Source organism: Streptococcus caledonicus, from assembly GCF_042656225.1.
Taxonomy (GTDB): Bacteria; Bacillota; Bacilli; order Lactobacillales; family Streptococcaceae; genus Streptococcus; species Streptococcus caledonicus.
Window position 1 is genome coordinate 492,075 of the sequence record NZ_JBHSOJ010000016.1, and the last position, 17,526, is coordinate 509,600.

Genomic DNA, 17,526 nt, shown 5'->3' on the forward strand with positions numbered 1-17,526 from the left:
ATGAAATTAACAGGTTTTGAAGACTTACGTGTGAAACGTACGATTACAGCTATTTATCAAGCTTTTGAGGAGTTAATTTGTGAGTTGGATTATGACAACATCACAGTGACAGAGTTGACCAAGCGTGCTCTGATCAATAAGAAGACCTTTTATCGCTATTACCCAACTTTGAACGACCTGCTAGCTGAGATGCAGGAGAAGTATGCTCAGGCCTATATTGATGTGATTAAGGATTTTTCTTTGCCTGAGGATTTGGAAAAAATGCAACGCGCCTTTTTTGAGTTTTCAGCTCAGCAGGGAGAGGCCTATGATAAGATTACCATCAGCCAATCTTCTTACAGAGATATTCGTCAAGATATGGTGGATATGGTGATGGCGTCCACTTGGTCTAAGGCCGAAAAAGTCAACCAGCTCAGCGATTTTCAAAAGATTAGCCTCCTGAATTTTGTTCAACATACAGGACTTGCTATCTACCGTCAGTGGGTCGAAGAGGGGAAAAGTACACCTCTTGAAGATGTGATTGAAACAGCCAATCTCCTCACCCTTGCAGGCGTCAACTCCCTTTTGAAATAATGTTTTGCCACAATTTTGGCCCATGTGTGGCATAAGCCACTTTTTTAGAAAAAAGCCCATTGTGTTTGTCACAGTGGGCTTTTATAATGGACTTAGAAAAAACAACAGGAGGCAATATGACAAAAGCTATTTGGAACCGTTTGGCTGACGGAGATGCAGTCAGTATGATGGAAGAGACTTATCAAGACATTGTGCTAGCAGAGTTTAACCGTTGTCGAGACCTACAATTTCAAATCAATCAAACCTAGCCAACTTCCCCAGAGATTCAGGCACTTTATAGTGATTTGCTTGGAAGGAAATTACCTGCATCGACCAATATCATGACTCCATCACAAATTGATTTTGGAAAAACTGTTCACCTAGGAGAAGGCGTATTCATCAATCACAGCCTGATCCTTATGTCCATCGGTGGGGTGACAATTGGTGATGGCACCTTTATTGGGCCTAACGTCAGCATTGTGACCGATAATCATGATATGGAAGATATTCTGGTCCTACGTTGCCAGCCTGTCGTGATTGGAAAGAAGGTCTGGATTGGTGAAGGGGTGAAAGTGATGCCAGGGGTTACGATTGGTGATCATGCGATTCTTGCCAGTGGTGCAGTCGTGACAAAGGATGTTCCGGCTAATGCCATTGTGGGCGGCAATCCAGCTAAATTGATTCGGATGAAGGGAGACTAAATGACACAAACTGCAGAAAGAGAGATTATCGCCCTCCAACACGAGATTTGGGAAGCGATTATTGCACGTGATTTTGATCAACTCCATCAACTTTATCCAGAAGACCACCTGTTTCGCCATGTTGGTGGGTATTACCAGACACGGGAGGAATACTTTGACTATATCCGAGGTGGGACTTTTCGATATTACACCTATGTGCCTATTTCTGAGACGGTGCGCTTTATCAACGATAAGCGAGCCATTCTCCATGCCAAGGCCAAAACAGATGCTCGCATTTATGGTTTTCGAAAGGTTTGGACTATGGACTTTGAGTTGCCCTTTGAAAGGATAGAAGGGAGATGGCAACCGGCAAATGAAAACTAAGCTTGGAATGATGCCTTTTTGGCTTGCCTTGTTGCTAATGGGGTGCGGTAGCCAGCAAGAACAAACTGGACAACTTGAAAAAGCAGAGCAACTAAGGGTAGAGCAGAGCCAATCGGATAAGAAGGAGGAAACCGTGCTGACACAAGCTGATAAAGAGGAAATGATAGCCATTTTTGAGCAAATGCGTCAGGCCATGATAGATAAAGATATGGCTGCTTTAAATGCCATTTTGCCAGATGACTATGTGGCCGTTCATATTACCGGGAGGACCCAGACCAAGGCAGAATGGTTAGCGGATATCGAAAATGGGGAGATGAACTACTATGACTTTTTGGATACAGCCTATACCTTTTCACAAGAAGGGGATCGTGTCCTCATGCAGGTTAAACAGCGAATCCACGCCAAGATATATGGTAGTGAGGGGACTTGGTCTGTCCCAGGTGATCGCTATTTCCAAAAAAGAGATGGTAAGTGGCAAATAATTGGTTAAATATAAAAAAAGAGAGGTAAAAAAAATGAACACAGAAACACTTATGGAAAAATTAGCATTAAAAGAATTAGTGGATACATTTTCTAATTTAGCAGATATCAAGGATACAAAAACTCAGGCGCAATTGTTTGTAGAAAATGCAACCTTGACTTCGCACAATGGAGACCAAGTGTTTAAGCAAGAAGGTCGAGACGCTATCGAAGAAGCCTGTGCAGCTTTTCTAGCTCTATTTGACACAGTATACCATCTCAATGGCCAACAAGTCGTCCAAATTGATGGGGATAAAGCAACAGGCACAGCTTACTGCCATGTTGTTTTGATTGGTGCCAACGAAGAGGGACAGCGTATTCAAACGACGCAAGGTGTTCGTTATGAAGATGAGTACGTGAAAGTGGATGGTCAATGGAAGATCGCCAATCGTACGTCGCATTTCATTTACACAGACGTCAAAGAAGTCTAAGGACTACAATATAAAGGAAGGAAACTATCATGGAACAAACGTATTTAACGCTCAATTCAGGCTATAAAATGCCCCAATTTGGAATTGGTGTCTATTTAGTAAAGCCGGAAGAAACGAAGCAAAATTTACTAGATGCCTTCACACTTGGGTATCGTCATGTGGATACAGCGCATGCTTATCAAAATGAACGTGAAGTTGGGCAAGCGGTTAAGGCCTCTGGCTTGGAGCGCAGCGAACTGTTTATCACCTCAAAGTTATGGCCGAGCGATTATGCGGATCCAAAGGCGATTGATAAGATGTTGGCGCGCCTAGATATGGACTACATTGACCTTGTCCTCTTGCACCAAGAAATTGGCGATTATAAGGCGGGCTGGAAACACCTGGAAGCAGCCGTTCAAGCTGGGAAGGTCCGCTCCATTGGACTTAGTAATTTTGAATCTGAACGTTTGGAAGAAATTCTTGAGCTGGCAACGGTCCAGCCGGCAGCCTTACAAGTGGAATGCCATCCTTATTTCCAACAAAGTCAGTTGAAAGAACGGATTGCAGGGATCGGTGCGATCATCGAAAGCTGGTATCCACTTGGACACGGGGACGCTAGTTTAATCAATGAGCCAGTCTTCACTGAACTAGGAGAAAAATATGGCAAGACTAATGCACAGATTATCCTACGTTGGCATATTCAGTCTGGTCATGCTGTCTTTCCAAAAACAACCAATCCGGACCATTTAAAAGAGAATATTGCCATCTTTGATTTTGCCTTGACCGATGAGGAAATGGCAAGAATCAATGCGCTTGATAAAAACTTCCGCTATTTCAATATGACCTTGGAAGAACGGGAGCGTAATTTCAAAAAATTTATACCGGCAGATTAGAAATAGTCCCTTGGATAAACATCCGAGGGTTATTTTCTGTGCTGTTAAAATATCCCACTGTTAAAATTATTGTTAATAAAAAAAGTATTTTGCTTGACTTTTCGTTTTAGACAACTTATACTTGTATCATAAACAAGAACAAGTTAGAAGATTTTACTTAAAATTTGTTTAAGAAGGAGTCTTATGGATACGAAATTTTCAGTAGCCATCCACATTTTAACTATGATTTCGGAGAGTAAGGAGACCTTATCTTCTCAGGCATTGGCAACAAGTGTGGGTACCAATGCCAGCTATATTCGTAAAGTCATTGCTCTCTTGAAAAATGCCGATTTATTGATGTCACATCAAGGCAAGAGCGGGTATGCCTTAACGAAAGCACCAGCAGAAATCAGTCTTTTAGACATTTACTATGCGACGCAAGAAGTGACTCAGGTAAAACTCTTTCAAGTGCATCAGCATGCCAATTTGGAATGTCCTGTCGGTAAACATATTGAAGGGGCTATCAATCCGATGTTTCAGCAGGCGGAAAAGCATCTGGAAAAAGAGCTTGCCAAGCAAAGTCTTGCTGATGTCATTGCGAATTTATACCGTCAAGCAGGAGTTACCAAGTAAGTGTTTGGTAATTTCCTTTATTAACCTTGTATCTGTATCTAAAACAAATACAAAAAATATCACGACATTCTCTAAACGTTGTTTGGAGTTCCAACCTTGCAGACCAGCTCTGCTATTTCCAAAAAAGAAAGAAGAAAAATCATGAAAGCAGCACAATTAAATGACTACAACAAAAACAATCTCAACCTCAAACTCGTCGATGTTCCAAAACCTGAGCCACAGGATAAGCAAGTCTTGGTCAAGGTGCTGACAGCTGGGGTCAATCCGTTAGACAATATGATTACCCGTGGTGAGGTCAAGATGATTGTTCCTTACAAAACACCCCTCATCGCTGGAAACGAAGTGGTGGGACTGGTGGAAAAGATAGGTACCGGCGTGAGCCAGTTTGCCGTAGGGGATCGTGTTTTTGGTCGCTTGCCGTTAGATCGTATTGGTGCTTTTGCCGAGTATGTAGCTGTGGATGTGGCTGCTCTAGCCAAGGTTCCCGACTATTTAACCGATGAGGAGGCGGCAGGTGTTCCGCTGACTGCTCTGACCATCATGCAGGCGTTCGACCTTATGGATGCTAAAGCTGGCAAGACCCTCTTTATTTCTGGTGGGACTGGTGGTGTCGGTGCCATGGCGATTCCCCTAGCTAAAGCTAAAGGATTAACCGTTATCACTAATGGGGACATCAGCAATCGTGACCGAGTCTTGGCGCTTGGGGTCGATCAGTTTCTAGATTACAAGACCCAGGATTACACCAAGATCCTAAGCAATGTTGATTATGTCTTGGACACTCTAGGTGGCACTGAGACCGAGAAACAAATGGCTATCATGAAAAAAGGCGGTCAGATGGTTTCCCTTCGTGCTATGCCAAATGGTGCCTTTGCTAAGCGCATGAATTTACCTAAGTGGAAACAAGTCCTCTTTACACTGGTTGGTCGCAAATTCGACAAAATGGCTGACAAATATGGCGTTCACTATCACTTTATCTTTGTCGAAAGCAATGGTCAACAACTCCAAGAAGTGGCAGATACTTTTACCAAACTAGAGATTAAGCCATCTATTGATACGGTTTATCCCTTTCAAGAGGTCAATGCTGCGCTGGATAAGGTAGCAAATGGACGCTCACGCGGTAAAACTGTTCTCAGCATGAAAGGATAACACATGGCTTATTTAGAAACCAAAAACCAATACCTTACTGTTCAAGAGAAAAACATTGCCTACCGTGAAATTGGTAAGGGAAAGTCAGACTATCCTTTGGTTATGTTAGTCCATCTCGCAGCAACCATGGATCATTGGGACCCTAAACTCATTGACCTTTTGACTCAAACACAGCATGTCATTTTGCTTGATTTGCCTGGTGTTGGGGCCAGTGACGGTAAGGTAGCAGGTACCATTCCAGAAATGGCAGAGCAGATGATAGATATTATCAAAGCTCTAGGCTACAGCAAAATCAACCTTCTTGGTCTGTCTATGGGTGGCATGATTGCTCAAGAAGTGGTGCGTTTGACTCCAACTTTGGTGAATCGCTTGATTTTAGTAGGGACTGGTCACCGTGGCGGACTTGGTATTGATCAGGTAACAGCAAAGACCTTCCGTTACATGGCACGGGCTGCTCTACATCGTGTGGATCCTAAACGTTATATTTTTTATGGTCATGATGACAATGGCAGAGCAGAAGCAGATAAGGTGCTCAGTCGCCTAGCCAGTCGCAAGAAAGCTTATGCGGACAAAGAGATGGCTGTGCCCAGTTTTTTACGCCAGTTAAAAGCCATTAAAACCTGGGGAAAAGCCCCAGAAGATGACTTACAGTTTATGACACCCCCAACCCTAATTGTTAATGGCGACAAGGACATGATGGTACCAACAGAAAATTCCTACATCATGCATGATAGGATTATAAATAGCCAACTGATTATCTATCCTCATGCAGGGCATGGGTCAATTTTTCAGTATGCAGAAGATTTTACATCAAAACTTAATGCTTTCTTAATAGGAGAATAAGGCATAAAAAGTATTTGTCGCTAAGTTAACAAGGTGGAATCTAAAAAACTCTACTCGATTAGAGTGCTAACAAGACATTGTGTAAACTAGCTTATCCCCTTAGCTGCTACAGAGTAGTTGAGGGGTTTTACTATTTGCATTTTTTTGAAAATAGCTACCGACTTTTGTGATTATTTTTAAAATTGTGCAAATAAATGGTTATCTTGGTGGTTATTTCTAAAAACGTGCAAATAAATGGCGATTTTGTGATATAATAAAGATGAGGTAATTGCTATGAAAATCATTTCGAGACCATATTATTTAGAATTTTTGATCCGCCACAAAGATAAACCATTAATAAAAGTCATTAGTGGTGTTCGTCGTGCAGGCAAATCTGTTTTGTTCCAACTTTTCCGTGAGGAATTATTGGCTTCTGGTGTTGAAGAAAGCCGGATTATAACTATTAACTTTGAAGATTTGTCATTTTATGACTTACGGGATTTTCGTGCTTTGAATACCTATCTCGAAGAACGTCTAACCTCTAATGATAAACACTATATTTTTTTGGATGAGGTTCAGCATGTCGACAAGTTTGAGCTTGTAGCGGACAGTCTTTTCATCAAAGAAAATGTTGACCTGTATTTGACAGGTTCCAATGCCTACTTTATGAGTAGTCAATTGGCGACTAATTTGACTGGGCGCTATGTTCAGATTGAGGTTTTACCCTTATCTTTCAAAGAGTTTCTAGCAGGGCAGGAGCATGATGCAGAAACTAAGACCAGACTAGAATATTTTAACGACTATCTGTTTAGTGGTTTTCCATATTTGCTTCAGACGCAATCTTATCAAGAACGGATTGAGTATTTGCAAGGGATCTATCACTCAATTGTCCTCAATGATGTGGTAGCCAGAGTCGGTGTCGCTAATCCAGATATGCTGGAGCGTATTATTCGTACACTCTTAAGCAGTATTGGCAGTCAAGTATCGACAAATAAGCTACGCAATACACTAGTCAGTCAACATGTTGCGATTTCCCATCATTCTTTGGAAAGCTACCTCAATACACTGATAGACAGTTTGTTATTTTATGCGGTCCCTCGATTTGATGTAAAAGGAAGAAAACTCTTGCAACGACTAGAAAAGTACTATACGGTTGATTTAGGGTTCCGTCAGCTCCTTTTACCAGATCATCCGCAAGATCTAGGGCACATGATTGAAAATCTAGTTTACCTAGAATTGCGTCGTCGCTACTCCAAAGTTTACGTCGGCAATATCGGAAAGTACGAGGTGGACTTTGTGGTTGTCACAGACCAAGGTGCCTATGAGTACTACCAGGTCAGTCAAACCACCCTTGATCCTAAAACCTTAGACAGAGAACTCCGTCCTCTGAAAGCAATCAAGGATCAATTTCCAAAATACCTTTTAACGCTAGACAGCATCCAACCAACTGCCAATTATGAAGGCATCATTAAGCAAAATTTGGTGGATTGGTTGTTGGAGTAATAAGAGAATAAAATGCGAGTGAGTGGGACAACGATGATAAAAAGCTTATCTTGTACCTCAGTAAGTGACAAATTACTTTCTAGCAGCCAGTATTTGACAAAGGCGACAATAGCACCTAAGAAGATGTGAATGAGAAAAGTGGTTGGGGTAGAAAATTGAGGTTTCTAGGGAAATAATTTCCTAATCATTCCATGCAATATACGACTCATGGTCGCACTATCAGGATGACAGCCTTTTTCAAGCCAATCTTTTGCCATAGAAAAGTAGATCATGGTCCCTGTTCGGTAATAGTAATAGTCTTCGATAGAGACAGTCTCATCATTTTCATTAAAGAAGGAAAATGGGATTTTATCAATGTGAGATAAGTAAATCCTGAGCTTTGTTTGATGCGTTTTAATGATATCGAAAAATTGTAAATAGTGTTTAGGATTGTGATGGCAATTAGGCACTTGGAAAAGCGCAACAATTTCTTCTAAAATGGGGATAGCGATATGTTGCAAAATAGCTTCTTTAGAGTCATAATTTCGATAGAAAGCAGGTCTTGAAACGCCTGCTTTTTGTGTTAATTCCGTAATGGTAATAGATTCAAATGATTTATGTTCAAGAAGCAATAGCAGAGCTGTCTCGATACACTCACGAGTGAGTTGATTGGCTTCTTTGTTAGATAAATTGGTATGGTTCATCGTGCCTCCTGTTACAGATGATATCAAAATGTTACAGCTAAGAGGTTATTATTAACAGTTGAGAAAATGATTTGTTAAAATAGAATGTGCTGTTACAACTGTAACACGGTTAATGTTTTTAATCAAGAAAGATGAGAGGAAATAAGTTATGAAAAAACGGTGGTTCACATGGATTTGGAAAGGGATTGTCAGTATTCTTCTCCTTATCAGTCTATCAGTCATGGTGATTTGGTTTACACCTACTTTAAAATTACAGGCTTTTAAATGGGTTTTTGAAAGTAGTGAACGACAAACTTTGGTAGAATTGGAACAAAATAAGATTGATTTTTCTCATGTCAATGTAGAAAGGGATATTCCTTATCGTCAAACAGGAAATCAAGGGCATTTGCTAGATATTTATCGTCCTAAAAAAGAGGTTACGACGAAACCTCTTATTATCAATATTCATGGAGGAGGACTATTTGCTTCCTATAAAGAAACGAATCTTAAGTTCAATTTGGAATTTGTTAAAAGAGGGCATACAGTAGTGAGTATCAGCTATCGCTTGATTCCTGAAACAACATTTTGGCATCAGATTGATGACATTATGACGGCTTATCGTTATCTGGTGACACATCAAGATAGCTTGAATCTTAACTTAGATCAGGTTTATGTTGTGGGGGATTCAGCTGGTGCTTTGCTGAGCCTGATGTCAACAGCTATTAATAGTAGTCCTGAATTGCAAGAAACCTTTAATATGCCACAGACTAGATTGACAATCAAGGGGCTTGGATTGATATCCATTATGTTAGATAATCAGCGACAAGATATCATGTCTCTTATCAATGACTACATTGTGACTGACGAAGATAAAAAACGTCCATCACTTGCCTATCTTCTCAATCCTTCGAGTATTATTGAAAAAGCAGAGCTGCCACCCGTTTATCTCATTACAAGTGAAGAGGATTTAATCCAATCAGATACCTTAAAATTAGAAAAACGGTTAAAGGAAAATCATGTTCCTTATCAATTGAAAAATTATGAAAAGGACCAGCATAACAAACTGGTGCATGTTTTTGCAACGCTACATCCAGAGTGGTCGGAGAGTCAAGAAGTGATTGACCATTTATCAGCATTTACCAATCAATAGGCACTTTAGAAATAAAATTAACCAAATGAATTAGTCACTCCATCCTCATCTGTCCAACGATGGAAAAAAGCTTATCTTGAGCCTCTTCCAGGGTTAACTTAGTCTCTAACAGCCAGTATTTGACAAAGGCGACAATCCCACCGGAGAAAATGTGGATATAAGCAATATTAGGTGTGGTGCCAATAGAATGACTAGATTGGATATTTGCTGAAACTAGCATATCATGAAAAGCAGCAGTGAACACAGCTGGTTGACTAGTCAATAATTGATTGATGACAAAGCGGTTTTGGTCAACAGCTAAAAGGATTTTATCTAAAAAGAGCCGACCTTCTACTTCAGTAATAGTTGCTACATCCTTAACCAAGGGACGGCAAGCATCTTCTATAGAAAGGAGAAGCTCATTGAGAATGTTGTCGTAAAGGTGTTCCTTGGTCTCGTAGTGTTGGTAAAAGGCATTACGAGATACCTGAGCCAGTTCGCAGAGCTCTTTGACCGATATTTTTGACAGTTCCTTTGTTTGTAGTAAATTGAGAAAAGCCTCTTGGAGGGCTTTTTCGGTTTTTTCAAAACGTAAATCCTGTTTCAATATGACATTCCTTCCTGATGTGTCACATAAGTGACAAATGTTTGCTAAGTGTCAATTGACGATTTTATGTGACACTTGTAATATAAATACTATAACATAGTGAAACAAAGAAAGCGAGAAAAAGATGGCAAATCGTGTAAAAGAAATCTTAGGTATCGAGAAACCAATTATCCAAGGACCTATGGCGTGGTTAACAGATGGGCATTTTGCAGGTGCTGTTAGCGCTGCTGGTGGTTTGGGTGTATTGGGGATTAGTGCCGGGCAAAAAGAGGCAGCGACAACCGTGGAAGATACCATTGAAAATATGCGTCGTGAAATCCGAATTGCCCGTGAGATTACGGATAAACCTCTGGGGATCAACGTAGCACCTGGTCATCCTCAAACAGACCGTTTTACGCAACCAATGCTAGATTTAATGGTTGAAGAAGGTGTTCAAGTGGCAATAATGGTAGGGAAATTTTCAGCTGAATGGACTGCGAAATTTCATGCCAAAGGAATAAAGGTTGTCTTTCGAGCAGATACCCCAACTGTTGAAAATACTGAAGAAGCTATCCAAGGTGGTGCAGATGTTATTGTAGCGACTGGATTTGATGAAGGAGGTTCTGTCCCTGAAAAAATCATAGGAACGTTTTCTATTGTCCCTATGATTGTCGATGCAGCTAAGGGACGTGTCCCTGTAATGGCAGCTGGTGGTATCGCAGATGAACGAACTGCCCGTGCAGCTTTTGCCCTCGGTGCAGAAGGTCTTTTTATTGGTACAGCTTTTTTGATGAGTCAAGAGTCAATTTTGGCAGAAAATATCAAGCAAGAGGCTATTAAAGCAAATGCTTCAGACCTTTTATTTTACAGGGCAGTACCTGTTTATTACCGCTCTTTGCCCGGCGAGTTGCCAAATAAATTATTGCAACTTAGTAATGAAGGCGCGAGTCTTGAGGAAATTCATAAGGCTCAATCTGGATTTAATGGTATGAGAAACGGCATGCTCTTTGGGGATCTCAGCAAGGGCTTTGCTTCATTTGGGCTTGGCATTTCGATGATTGACAAGATTGAGCCTGTCTCAGTAATCATGGACAAACTCATGTCAGGTATCGAGGATTTAATCTAAACTATTTAATAGTAGATGAAAATGAGGAAACTATCATGACAGAAAAGAAACAAATGAAACTCGGTCTTGCCATGTTTGGAGCCGCTGGTTTAAATTTTAAATCTTGGTTGGCTCCAGAAGTTAGGCTTTCTGAGTATCCAGATATTTCAGTGGATGTCAAAGCGGCACAACTAGCTGAAAAAGGAAAATTCCAATTCATGTTCTTTGGTGATTTTCCAGGAACAAAAGCAGTAGCAGATGCTGATATGCAGACCATGGGCTTGGATCCTTTATTGATTGCGACAGTCATTGCTAGCCAGACAAAGCATATTGGTTTAGGGATTACTAGAGCGACATCTTGGAACAATCCCTACGAAGTTGCTCGCCAATTCAAGACGCTAGATGCGATTAGTAAAGGTCGTGTGGCTTGGAATGCTGTAACTGGTGCTAATGGAGTCAGTGCTAATGCGTATGGTGTGCACCTCCCATCTAGCTTTGACCGTTATGGCAAGGCAGCAGAATTTACACAAGCAGTCCAAGCCTTATGGGCAACTTGGGAAGAAGATGCGCTTAAACTAGATCATGACAAGCAGATTTTTGCGGATTATGGGAAAGTCAAGTCTGTTACTGTAAAAGGCCAGTATGTTGAAACATCGGGAACCTTGCCAATTCCACCATCAAAACAAGGTCAACCGCCAATTTTTCACTCAGGTGGTTCTGGTAATAGTGTTGCCTTTGCTGGTCAGCATGCAGATGTCTATGTCGGTGAAGTTTGGACCATTGAGCAGGGACAAGAGATGCGCCAAGCACTTAGCCAAGCAGCTGTTAAAAATGGTCGTCAGCCAGAATCTGTTGCCTTTATCGCTGGTGTCATGCCTCTCATTGGAGACAGTAAAAAGGACGCCCTAGAGCGCCATGCAAGGTTTATCGATGAAGATACTTTTTATCAACGGGTAGCTCATATCGGTTATGCTTTGGGCGTTCAATTTACCATGGCGGATATTGAAAAACCTATTGCTGCTAAAATTCTTGACAGCGTAACGATTACTCCATATAGTGACCCACGGACAGAAAACATCATTCGAGTAGCGCGTGAAGGTTGGACCTTACGAGAAGTGGTCTATCATTCAGTTATTGACTATCACCCTGCCGCAGTCGGTACCCCAGAGGACATTGCAGATCACTTGACAGAATGGTTTGAAAGCGGCGCAGCTGATGGTTTCTGGGTCATGCCAGACGTTTATGAATCAGATTTAAAACGTTTTGTTGAGGAAGTTGTTCCGATCCTTCAAGAGCGTGGTATTTTTCATACAGATTATGAAGGGGAGACCCTCCGTGAAAACCTTGGAATTCCTTATCAGTATGGGGTGAGGGAAGAAGTATAATGATATGCACAGAGATGCCTTAAGAGGTGTCTCTGTTTTTTGGAAAAAGTATTTTCTAAGAACAAATTAATACCAGAGTCATTTAAGGAAATTTCATTGCTCTAAAAACAAGATAGGGCAGAAAGGGAAAAGGTTGATTAGTTTGAATTCATCGTTTTTTTTTGATGAGGAGAAAAAATAGATAAAAAATAGATATAGATGGCTTGGGACTTACTAAAAAGAGGTATAATAATTAAGGAATTTTGATTCTCAAAGATATAGAAAGTAGATTAGGAGTATTCAATGAATTTTTATCAAAAAGCTGACCCTCAGAGACGCTATGCCATTAGAAAAACGAGTGCCTGTGTTGGATCAGTTTTGATTGGTTTTTTCTTTTTAGCTGGAAATATGCAGACTGTTCAGGCGGCAGAAAACGCTCCTGAAACAGTCGCTCTTATCTCACATTCAAATGCGACAGTAGATCAAGATGGCCTTGGCCAAACAGTGGCTAGTGAAGAGATTGATCAGCTTATTGAAACACCCCAAACGAACCCAGTGGTAGTAGACGAAAAAGTTTCTAATGAGCCTCTTGTAGCTGATAGTGTGATGACAGCTGAAGAAACTCCTAAAGTAACTGGCACATCTCCTGAAGAAGTTAAAAAAGCTATTTTAGAAACTCCTGCTCCGAACTATTACGAAGATGAAAGATATCAGTTGTCTCAGGCTGAAGTACTAGTCAAAAAAGACGAGAAAGTACAGTTGAAATTGACAAATATTACAACTAACGAAGAAGTTAAGGAAATCAATTGGTATGTTCGAACTGATTATCCACAAACAGAGGTCTACAATTCTGAGGAGACTATTATAGGGGAGGATAAAAAGGAGCTTCTTCGTCTTGATAAGGATGGGACAGTCACTTCACTTAATACACATGAAAAGTCACAGACAGTAGAACTTTGGGCTGAACACAATAAACATCTGTATCGTGCCTTAGTCAAATTGCCAGGAACTATGGAGATGGAAGCTATTCGCCAAGATGAGGAGGCTAATAAAAAAGCAGACGAAATCGTCAAAGCATTCGAAAATTTATCAGATGTTGAAAAGGCCAAAGCCGCTCATGATTGGCTAGTTGATAACGTCCAATATGTTGACCGACCAGGCAAAGATCAAAGTGCTTATTCTGCCTTGGTTGAAAACAAAACCGTTTGTGCTGGTTACGCAAAAGCCTTCAAACTACTCATGGATAAAATGGGAATCCCATGTCACACCAAGCAAGGTGGAATTGTTGGTAGCCAGAATCATTTGTGGAATATGGTTGAATTAGACGGCAAGTGGTACCACGTAGATGCGACTTGGGATGATTTGGGGCATACGCACCTGAACTACCATCGCTACGAGTACTTCCTTATCAGTGATAAAGACTTTAATCCCACAACCGTTATCAAACGCAAATATCACAAATCACACGAAGACAACATGGGGGAAAACTATCGATTTTATGGTTTTGAACACGAAGGGTTACTCAAGGACAAAGACGGAAAGGTTGTTAAACAAGGGGTTTTAGCCAAAAATATTGAAGAAGTATCCGAAGTTTTAGAGCGGCAATATCATAAAATTGTATTCAAGGAGACATCGGCTGTTTTAGAACTGTTGGTCCCATCTAGTGAACCAGAGACTAATATTCATAGTAGACTGGCAAATATCTTGACTCACCCCCGGTTCGAAACGCAAAAGACTTCATATGGCGATTATATATTTTATCGTTTTAATGTAAAGCTATATCCTAGCTGGAATGATAGAGAGCACGAACCAGAACTCAAAATTGATGGTCTAGAAGCTAAGTCCCCTGATAATACAGAAAAGATGTCCAGCGTTTTAGTTACTTTAAATACATCTGTTGAGTTAAATAAATCTAACTTTACTGTGGCTGGTGCCAGACTCTCTGAGGTTACAAAAGTAGATAATGACGGAAAAGTCTACAGGCTTAAATTAGATACGCCTAGAACTGTAGTCGGAGGAGATGTTGAAATCTCTGTTAATAAACGTGGCTATCACAGAAAACAAGCTCCATCCAAAGTGGCAATTCAAGTAAACAGGGCGTCAATCCCATCTGCATCATTTAAAGCAACGGGTGAGAACGAAGGGATGCTAATACATGTTGACTCTAGCATGGAATATCGCTTGAACTATGGGGCATGGGAAAAAATAGGCAGCAATTCCGTTATATTAAATAACATTGGATTGGCGGATATTGATGTCCGAGTTGCAGAAACTAAAAACACCTACGCCTCTCCTGTACAACGCTTGATTGTTCAAAAAAATAGCAATGTTAAAGCAAGCTCAAAAGATGGTAAAATAATCGGTGTTAACAGATCTATGGAATACCGTCGAAAAAACACGAACCAGTGGTTTGATTGTCAGGGCAACTGTATCACTGGCTTAGTCAACGGGGAATATGAGATTCGCACTAAGGCAAATGCCAATTATTTAGCTTCTGAGATCACGATAGTAAACTTAACCAACAGCGTGGCTGAAACAGAAGAAGCACTAGCCAAACAACAAGCCAAAGCTCAGGAAATACAACGCAAAGCGGAAGAACAACAAGCGAAACGTGAACAAAAAAATCTTGCTCAAGAAGATAAATCAAAGCAAACAGAGAGAACACGCAAAAAACGCCACACTGAGTCTGAACAACAGACAGTAGAAGCGCAAAAGCAAAACAATGAGTTAGCTAAAGCAAAAGCTGCCGAAAAAGTGACAGAAACAAAATGGGTACAGGGTGTCAATGTTGAAGACCACGAGTTTGTTAAGATCACAGAAACGGACAAGGACGTAGAATACTTTGTCACTAAGCAGTCCGCTGGACAAGGATGGTATGACATCAATAAGAACGGTCATGATGATGGCGACCTTTGTGCCGGTGCCGTTGCAACGAATATGTTGCATTGGTGGGTTGACCAAAACAAAGACTATATTGAACGATATTTGCGTGAAAATAATAACAACGGCACATACACTATTCAAAATAAAAAGTTTGATTTTAGGGAAGCTCGCCAGGTCTATACAGGTGATAATGGATATAGGGATCAAAGTCGATTCTTTGACATTGTAAAACAAGCCTTTCCTCACAGTTCTGTATGGACAAATAAAATATTGGATTTATACATAAACGGATATGGATATACCCAAAGCTCTAACATGCAGAACCCCCCTGTAGAGAAGGAGAAATTAACAAGTCAAATCAATTTCTTCAGAAATGTTTTCGGAGGAACACCGTTGACAAATTACGAAAGAATCCATGACCACGACCAATTTAGCCAAAGCATCAAAACAGCTTTAGAGCAAGGAAAAGCCATAGGTGTTGCTTATTATCATAACCCTGACGCTACCGGCCATATCGTAACCGCATGGGGAGCAGATTTCGATGATTCTGGAAAAGTTATAGCTATCTATGTTTCAGACTCGGATGATGGTGGCGAGCCTGTGCCAGGAGAAGCAAACGGTCAGGTAGGTCTCCGGCGCTATAGAGTTGAGGAGCATGAAGGAAAACTCAAATTAACTAGCCATCACCAAAAAGGCTTCGGTTCCTATATCGGATTCATCAACACCTTATCCCAAGGTACGGAAGCCTGGAAAGAGTACTTCAAAGATGAAGAGACTAAAACAGGAAAATTAGTAGCGCCAGAAGAAGCACCAGCTAAACCGGAATTTTCAGAAATGGATATCCTTCGTGCCGAAGCTGAGCGCAAAGCCCAGGAGGAGCAAGCTAAACGCGACCGTGCGCTTGCTGAAGAAAAAGCCCGTCAAGAAGAAGCCAAACGCAAGCAAGAAGAAATTGCGAAGCAGGCTAAAGCTCAACGTGAAGCTGAGCGCAAAGCCCAGGAAGAGCAAGCTAGACGCGACCGTGTACTTGCTGAAGAACAAGCGAAGCGTGAGCAAGAAGAAAAGGCGAAACAAGTGGAAGCCCAACGCCAAGCTGAAGCTCAACGTCAGGCTGAAGTTGACCGCAAAGCGCAAGAAGAACAAGCAAAACGTGAGCGTGCACTTGCTGAAGAACAAGCGAAGCGTGAGCAAGAAGAAAAGGCGAAACAAGTGGAAGCCCAACGTCAAGCCGAAGCTAAGCGCAAAGCGCAAGAAGAGCAAGCCCAACGCGATCGTGCACTTGCTGAAGAAAAAACTCGTCAAGAAGAAGCCAAACGCAAGCAAGAAGAAATTGCGAAGCAGGCTGAAGCTCAACGTGAAGCTGAGCGCAAAGCCAAAGAGGAGAAAACAAAGAGAAACCAAACTGTAGCCTCCAAAGTGAAGGTCAATCGTAAGCATACTCCCATGAAACTAGCTGAAATAGACAACGGATTGCAAGAAGTTCAAAATGAGAATCTTACTCGCCAGGGCGATAGAGTAATAGATCGCTTAGAAAACTCCATTAACGCGAGAGAACTGTCTAATGTTGAAAGTCGACTGACAGCAGAAAGTGAGCAAAAAGAGCCTCAAGTTTTATTATTGGCGCCAGTAATAACAAGCCAGCAATCGGCTGTTACCCAAGCTTTAGTCGAGGATAAGCCAGAAGAGGTGACACTCAGGACAATTGACAAAAATCTGGAAGGGACAGATAAGAAGACAGAGCAGATAGAAAAAATACCTGAGAAAACACCCAAATCTACCCAAGGAGTTTCTCAGAGAGTCGAAAAACTTTCCCAAAAGAAAACTAGAAATGGGCAAGGGTCAACGGCTGGGTTTATTATACCAACTATCTTGGTAGGTATTTTACTCTTTACCATGGTTTATCTGAGAAGAGGCAATAAAAGGAATAGATAGACATCACTGATGAAATGTATTCTAGAAATTCAGTTTCATAAAATGCACCAACTATATGGTAAAAAGAACAGGGGGAGCAGGGCTACCTAGATTCGTTGATAGAGCTAAGTCAATTGTTGGTGTAGGTTTGGGAAGTGACAGAAAGAACGTAGTTAGGGAAAATGAAAATAATAGTATTGATGAAGGTCTCTCTATATTCATCACGTGACTACCCTGAGGACAGAAATTATCCTATAAGACAAGACGTAAAGATACAGGAGAAGTTTACACTAGATGTGGTGGAACATAAGGAGACAGAAATAATCTGAAAGAGAAATATGACTTATCTTAATGTTGTTTTTTCA

At 41.0% G+C, this 17,526-nt stretch carries 16 protein-coding genes and 1 pseudogene; 15 read left to right on the top strand and 2 right to left on the bottom strand.

Features of this window, described 5'->3' with window-relative positions:
• The 11 genes and pseudogenes from ACFPQ3_RS06310 to ACFPQ3_RS06360 all read left to right on the top strand — a co-directional run bounded on the left by ACFPQ3_RS06310 (position 1) and on the right by ACFPQ3_RS06360 (position 7,521).
• The gene (locus ACFPQ3_RS06310) at positions 1 to 573 is read left to right on the top strand and encodes a TetR/AcrR family transcriptional regulator (protein ID WP_156805306.1); all 573 of its coding nucleotides are present in this window, start codon (positions 1 to 3) and stop codon (positions 571 to 573) included.
• A gap of 116 nt (positions 574 to 689) precedes the next feature.
• Positions 690 to 821, top strand: a complete 132-nt coding sequence (locus tag ACFPQ3_RS06315) for a hypothetical protein (protein ID WP_269747704.1) — start codon at positions 690 to 692, stop codon at positions 819 to 821.
• Positions 822 to 1,088: 267 nt separating this feature from the next.
• A pseudogene (locus ACFPQ3_RS06320) lies at positions 1,089 to 1,238 on the top strand (sugar O-acetyltransferase); the annotation flags it as partial.
• Positions 1,239 to 1,253: 15 nt separating this feature from the next.
• Positions 1,254 to 1,616 (top strand): nuclear transport factor 2 family protein, encoded by a 363-nt coding sequence (locus tag ACFPQ3_RS06325; protein WP_156805304.1) that lies wholly within the window; start codon positions 1,254 to 1,256, stop codon positions 1,614 to 1,616.
• Positions 1,606 to 2,106: a nuclear transport factor 2 family protein gene (locus ACFPQ3_RS06330; RefSeq protein ID WP_156805303.1), complete on the top strand. Its 501-nt coding sequence runs from the start codon at positions 1,606 to 1,608 to the stop codon at positions 2,104 to 2,106. Before ACFPQ3_RS06325 ends, ACFPQ3_RS06330 begins: the two co-directional genes overlap by 11 nt.
• A gap of 25 nt (positions 2,107 to 2,131) precedes the next feature.
• Positions 2,132 to 2,566 (top strand): nuclear transport factor 2 family protein, encoded by a 435-nt coding sequence (locus ACFPQ3_RS06335; protein ID WP_156805302.1) that lies wholly within the window; start codon positions 2,132 to 2,134, stop codon positions 2,564 to 2,566.
• Positions 2,567 to 2,595: 29 nt separating this feature from the next.
• Positions 2,596 to 3,438 (top strand): aldo/keto reductase, encoded by an 843-nt coding sequence (locus tag ACFPQ3_RS06340; RefSeq protein WP_156805301.1) that lies wholly within the window; start codon positions 2,596 to 2,598, stop codon positions 3,436 to 3,438.
• 183 nt (positions 3,439 to 3,621) lie between these two features.
• Positions 3,622 to 4,050, top strand: coding sequence for an Rrf2 family transcriptional regulator (locus ACFPQ3_RS06345; RefSeq protein WP_156805300.1), 429 nt, complete (start codon positions 3,622 to 3,624; stop codon positions 4,048 to 4,050).
• A 141-nt stretch (positions 4,051 to 4,191) separates the two neighbouring features.
• Entirely contained in the window at positions 4,192 to 5,196 is a 1,005-nt protein-coding gene (locus ACFPQ3_RS06350) for an NADP-dependent oxidoreductase (RefSeq protein ID WP_156805299.1), read from the top strand.
• Positions 5,197 to 5,199: 3 nt separating this feature from the next.
• Complete coding sequence (locus tag ACFPQ3_RS06355; protein WP_156805298.1) at positions 5,200 to 6,039, top strand: alpha/beta fold hydrolase; 840 nt, start codon at positions 5,200 to 5,202, stop codon at positions 6,037 to 6,039.
• Between the two features lie 273 nt (positions 6,040 to 6,312).
• A complete protein-coding gene (locus tag ACFPQ3_RS06360; RefSeq protein ID WP_156805297.1) occupies positions 6,313 to 7,521 on the top strand; it encodes an ATP-binding protein in 1,209 nt (402 codons plus the stop codon).
• A gap of 164 nt (positions 7,522 to 7,685) precedes the next feature.
• Here ACFPQ3_RS06360 and ACFPQ3_RS06365 read toward each other — a convergent pair whose 3' ends face one another.
• On the bottom strand, positions 7,686 to 8,204 hold the full coding sequence (locus ACFPQ3_RS06365; protein ID WP_156805296.1) for a TetR/AcrR family transcriptional regulator: 519 nt from the start codon (positions 8,202 to 8,204) through the stop codon (positions 7,686 to 7,688).
• Positions 8,205 to 8,352: 148 nt separating this feature from the next.
• Between ACFPQ3_RS06365 and ACFPQ3_RS06370 the strand changes: the two genes are divergently transcribed.
• Positions 8,353 to 9,333 (top strand): alpha/beta hydrolase, encoded by a 981-nt coding sequence (locus ACFPQ3_RS06370; protein ID WP_156805295.1) that lies wholly within the window; start codon positions 8,353 to 8,355, stop codon positions 9,331 to 9,333.
• A gap of 34 nt (positions 9,334 to 9,367) precedes the next feature.
• On the opposite strand, the gene ACFPQ3_RS06375 is transcribed toward ACFPQ3_RS06370, so the two are convergent.
• Complete coding sequence (locus ACFPQ3_RS06375; protein ID WP_198039875.1) at positions 9,368 to 9,919, bottom strand: TetR/AcrR family transcriptional regulator; 552 nt, start codon at positions 9,917 to 9,919, stop codon at positions 9,368 to 9,370.
• 124 nt (positions 9,920 to 10,043) lie between these two features.
• Between ACFPQ3_RS06375 and ACFPQ3_RS06380 the strand changes: the two genes are divergently transcribed.
• The 3 genes from ACFPQ3_RS06380 to ACFPQ3_RS06390 all read left to right on the top strand — a co-directional run bounded on the left by ACFPQ3_RS06380 (position 10,044) and on the right by ACFPQ3_RS06390 (position 17,182).
• Complete coding sequence (locus ACFPQ3_RS06380) at positions 10,044 to 11,024, top strand: NAD(P)H-dependent flavin oxidoreductase (protein ID WP_156805293.1); 981 nt, start codon at positions 10,044 to 10,046, stop codon at positions 11,022 to 11,024.
• A gap of 35 nt (positions 11,025 to 11,059) precedes the next feature.
• Positions 11,060 to 12,388 carry an NtaA/DmoA family FMN-dependent monooxygenase gene (locus ACFPQ3_RS06385; RefSeq protein WP_156805292.1) on the top strand — a complete coding sequence of 443 codons (1,329 nt, stop codon included), beginning with the start codon at positions 11,060 to 11,062 and terminating at the stop codon, positions 12,386 to 12,388.
• 282 nt (positions 12,389 to 12,670) lie between these two features.
• Positions 12,671 to 17,182, top strand: a complete 4,512-nt coding sequence (locus tag ACFPQ3_RS06390) for an IdeS/Mac family cysteine endopeptidase (RefSeq protein WP_156805291.1) — start codon at positions 12,671 to 12,673, stop codon at positions 17,180 to 17,182.
• Positions 17,183 to 17,526: the final 344 nt, after the last annotated feature.

Bases quoted from the DNA above. Each gene is read 5' to 3' on its own strand.
- ACFPQ3_RS06380 (WP_156805293.1), top strand. From the start codon at position 10,044: ATGGCAAATCGTGTAAAAGAAATCTTAGGTATCGAGAAACCAATTATC.
- ACFPQ3_RS06335 (WP_156805302.1), top strand. From the start codon at position 2,132: ATGAACACAGAAACACTTATGGAAAAATTAGCATTAAAAGAATTAGTG.
- ACFPQ3_RS06360 (WP_156805297.1), top strand. From the start codon at position 6,313: ATGAAAATCATTTCGAGACCATATTATTTAGAATTTTTGATCCGCCAC.
- ACFPQ3_RS06355 (WP_156805298.1), top strand. From the start codon at position 5,200: ATGGCTTATTTAGAAACCAAAAACCAATACCTTACTGTTCAAGAGAAA.
- ACFPQ3_RS06390 (WP_156805291.1), top strand. From the start codon at position 12,671: ATGAATTTTTATCAAAAAGCTGACCCTCAGAGACGCTATGCCATTAGA.
- ACFPQ3_RS06325 (WP_156805304.1), top strand. From the start codon at position 1,254: ATGACACAAACTGCAGAAAGAGAGATTATCGCCCTCCAACACGAGATT.
- ACFPQ3_RS06310 (WP_156805306.1), top strand. From the start codon at position 1: ATGAAATTAACAGGTTTTGAAGACTTACGTGTGAAACGTACGATTACA.
- ACFPQ3_RS06315 (WP_269747704.1), top strand. From the start codon at position 690: ATGACAAAAGCTATTTGGAACCGTTTGGCTGACGGAGATGCAGTCAGT.
- ACFPQ3_RS06365 (WP_156805296.1), bottom strand. From the start codon at position 8,204: ATGAACCATACCAATTTATCTAACAAAGAAGCCAATCAACTCACTCGT.
- ACFPQ3_RS06340 (WP_156805301.1), top strand. From the start codon at position 2,596: ATGGAACAAACGTATTTAACGCTCAATTCAGGCTATAAAATGCCCCAA.
- ACFPQ3_RS06370 (WP_156805295.1), top strand. From the start codon at position 8,353: ATGAAAAAACGGTGGTTCACATGGATTTGGAAAGGGATTGTCAGTATT.
- ACFPQ3_RS06350 (WP_156805299.1), top strand. From the start codon at position 4,192: ATGAAAGCAGCACAATTAAATGACTACAACAAAAACAATCTCAACCTC.
- ACFPQ3_RS06345 (WP_156805300.1), top strand. From the start codon at position 3,622: ATGGATACGAAATTTTCAGTAGCCATCCACATTTTAACTATGATTTCG.
- ACFPQ3_RS06330 (WP_156805303.1), top strand. From the start codon at position 1,606: ATGAAAACTAAGCTTGGAATGATGCCTTTTTGGCTTGCCTTGTTGCTA.
- ACFPQ3_RS06385 (WP_156805292.1), top strand. From the start codon at position 11,060: ATGACAGAAAAGAAACAAATGAAACTCGGTCTTGCCATGTTTGGAGCC.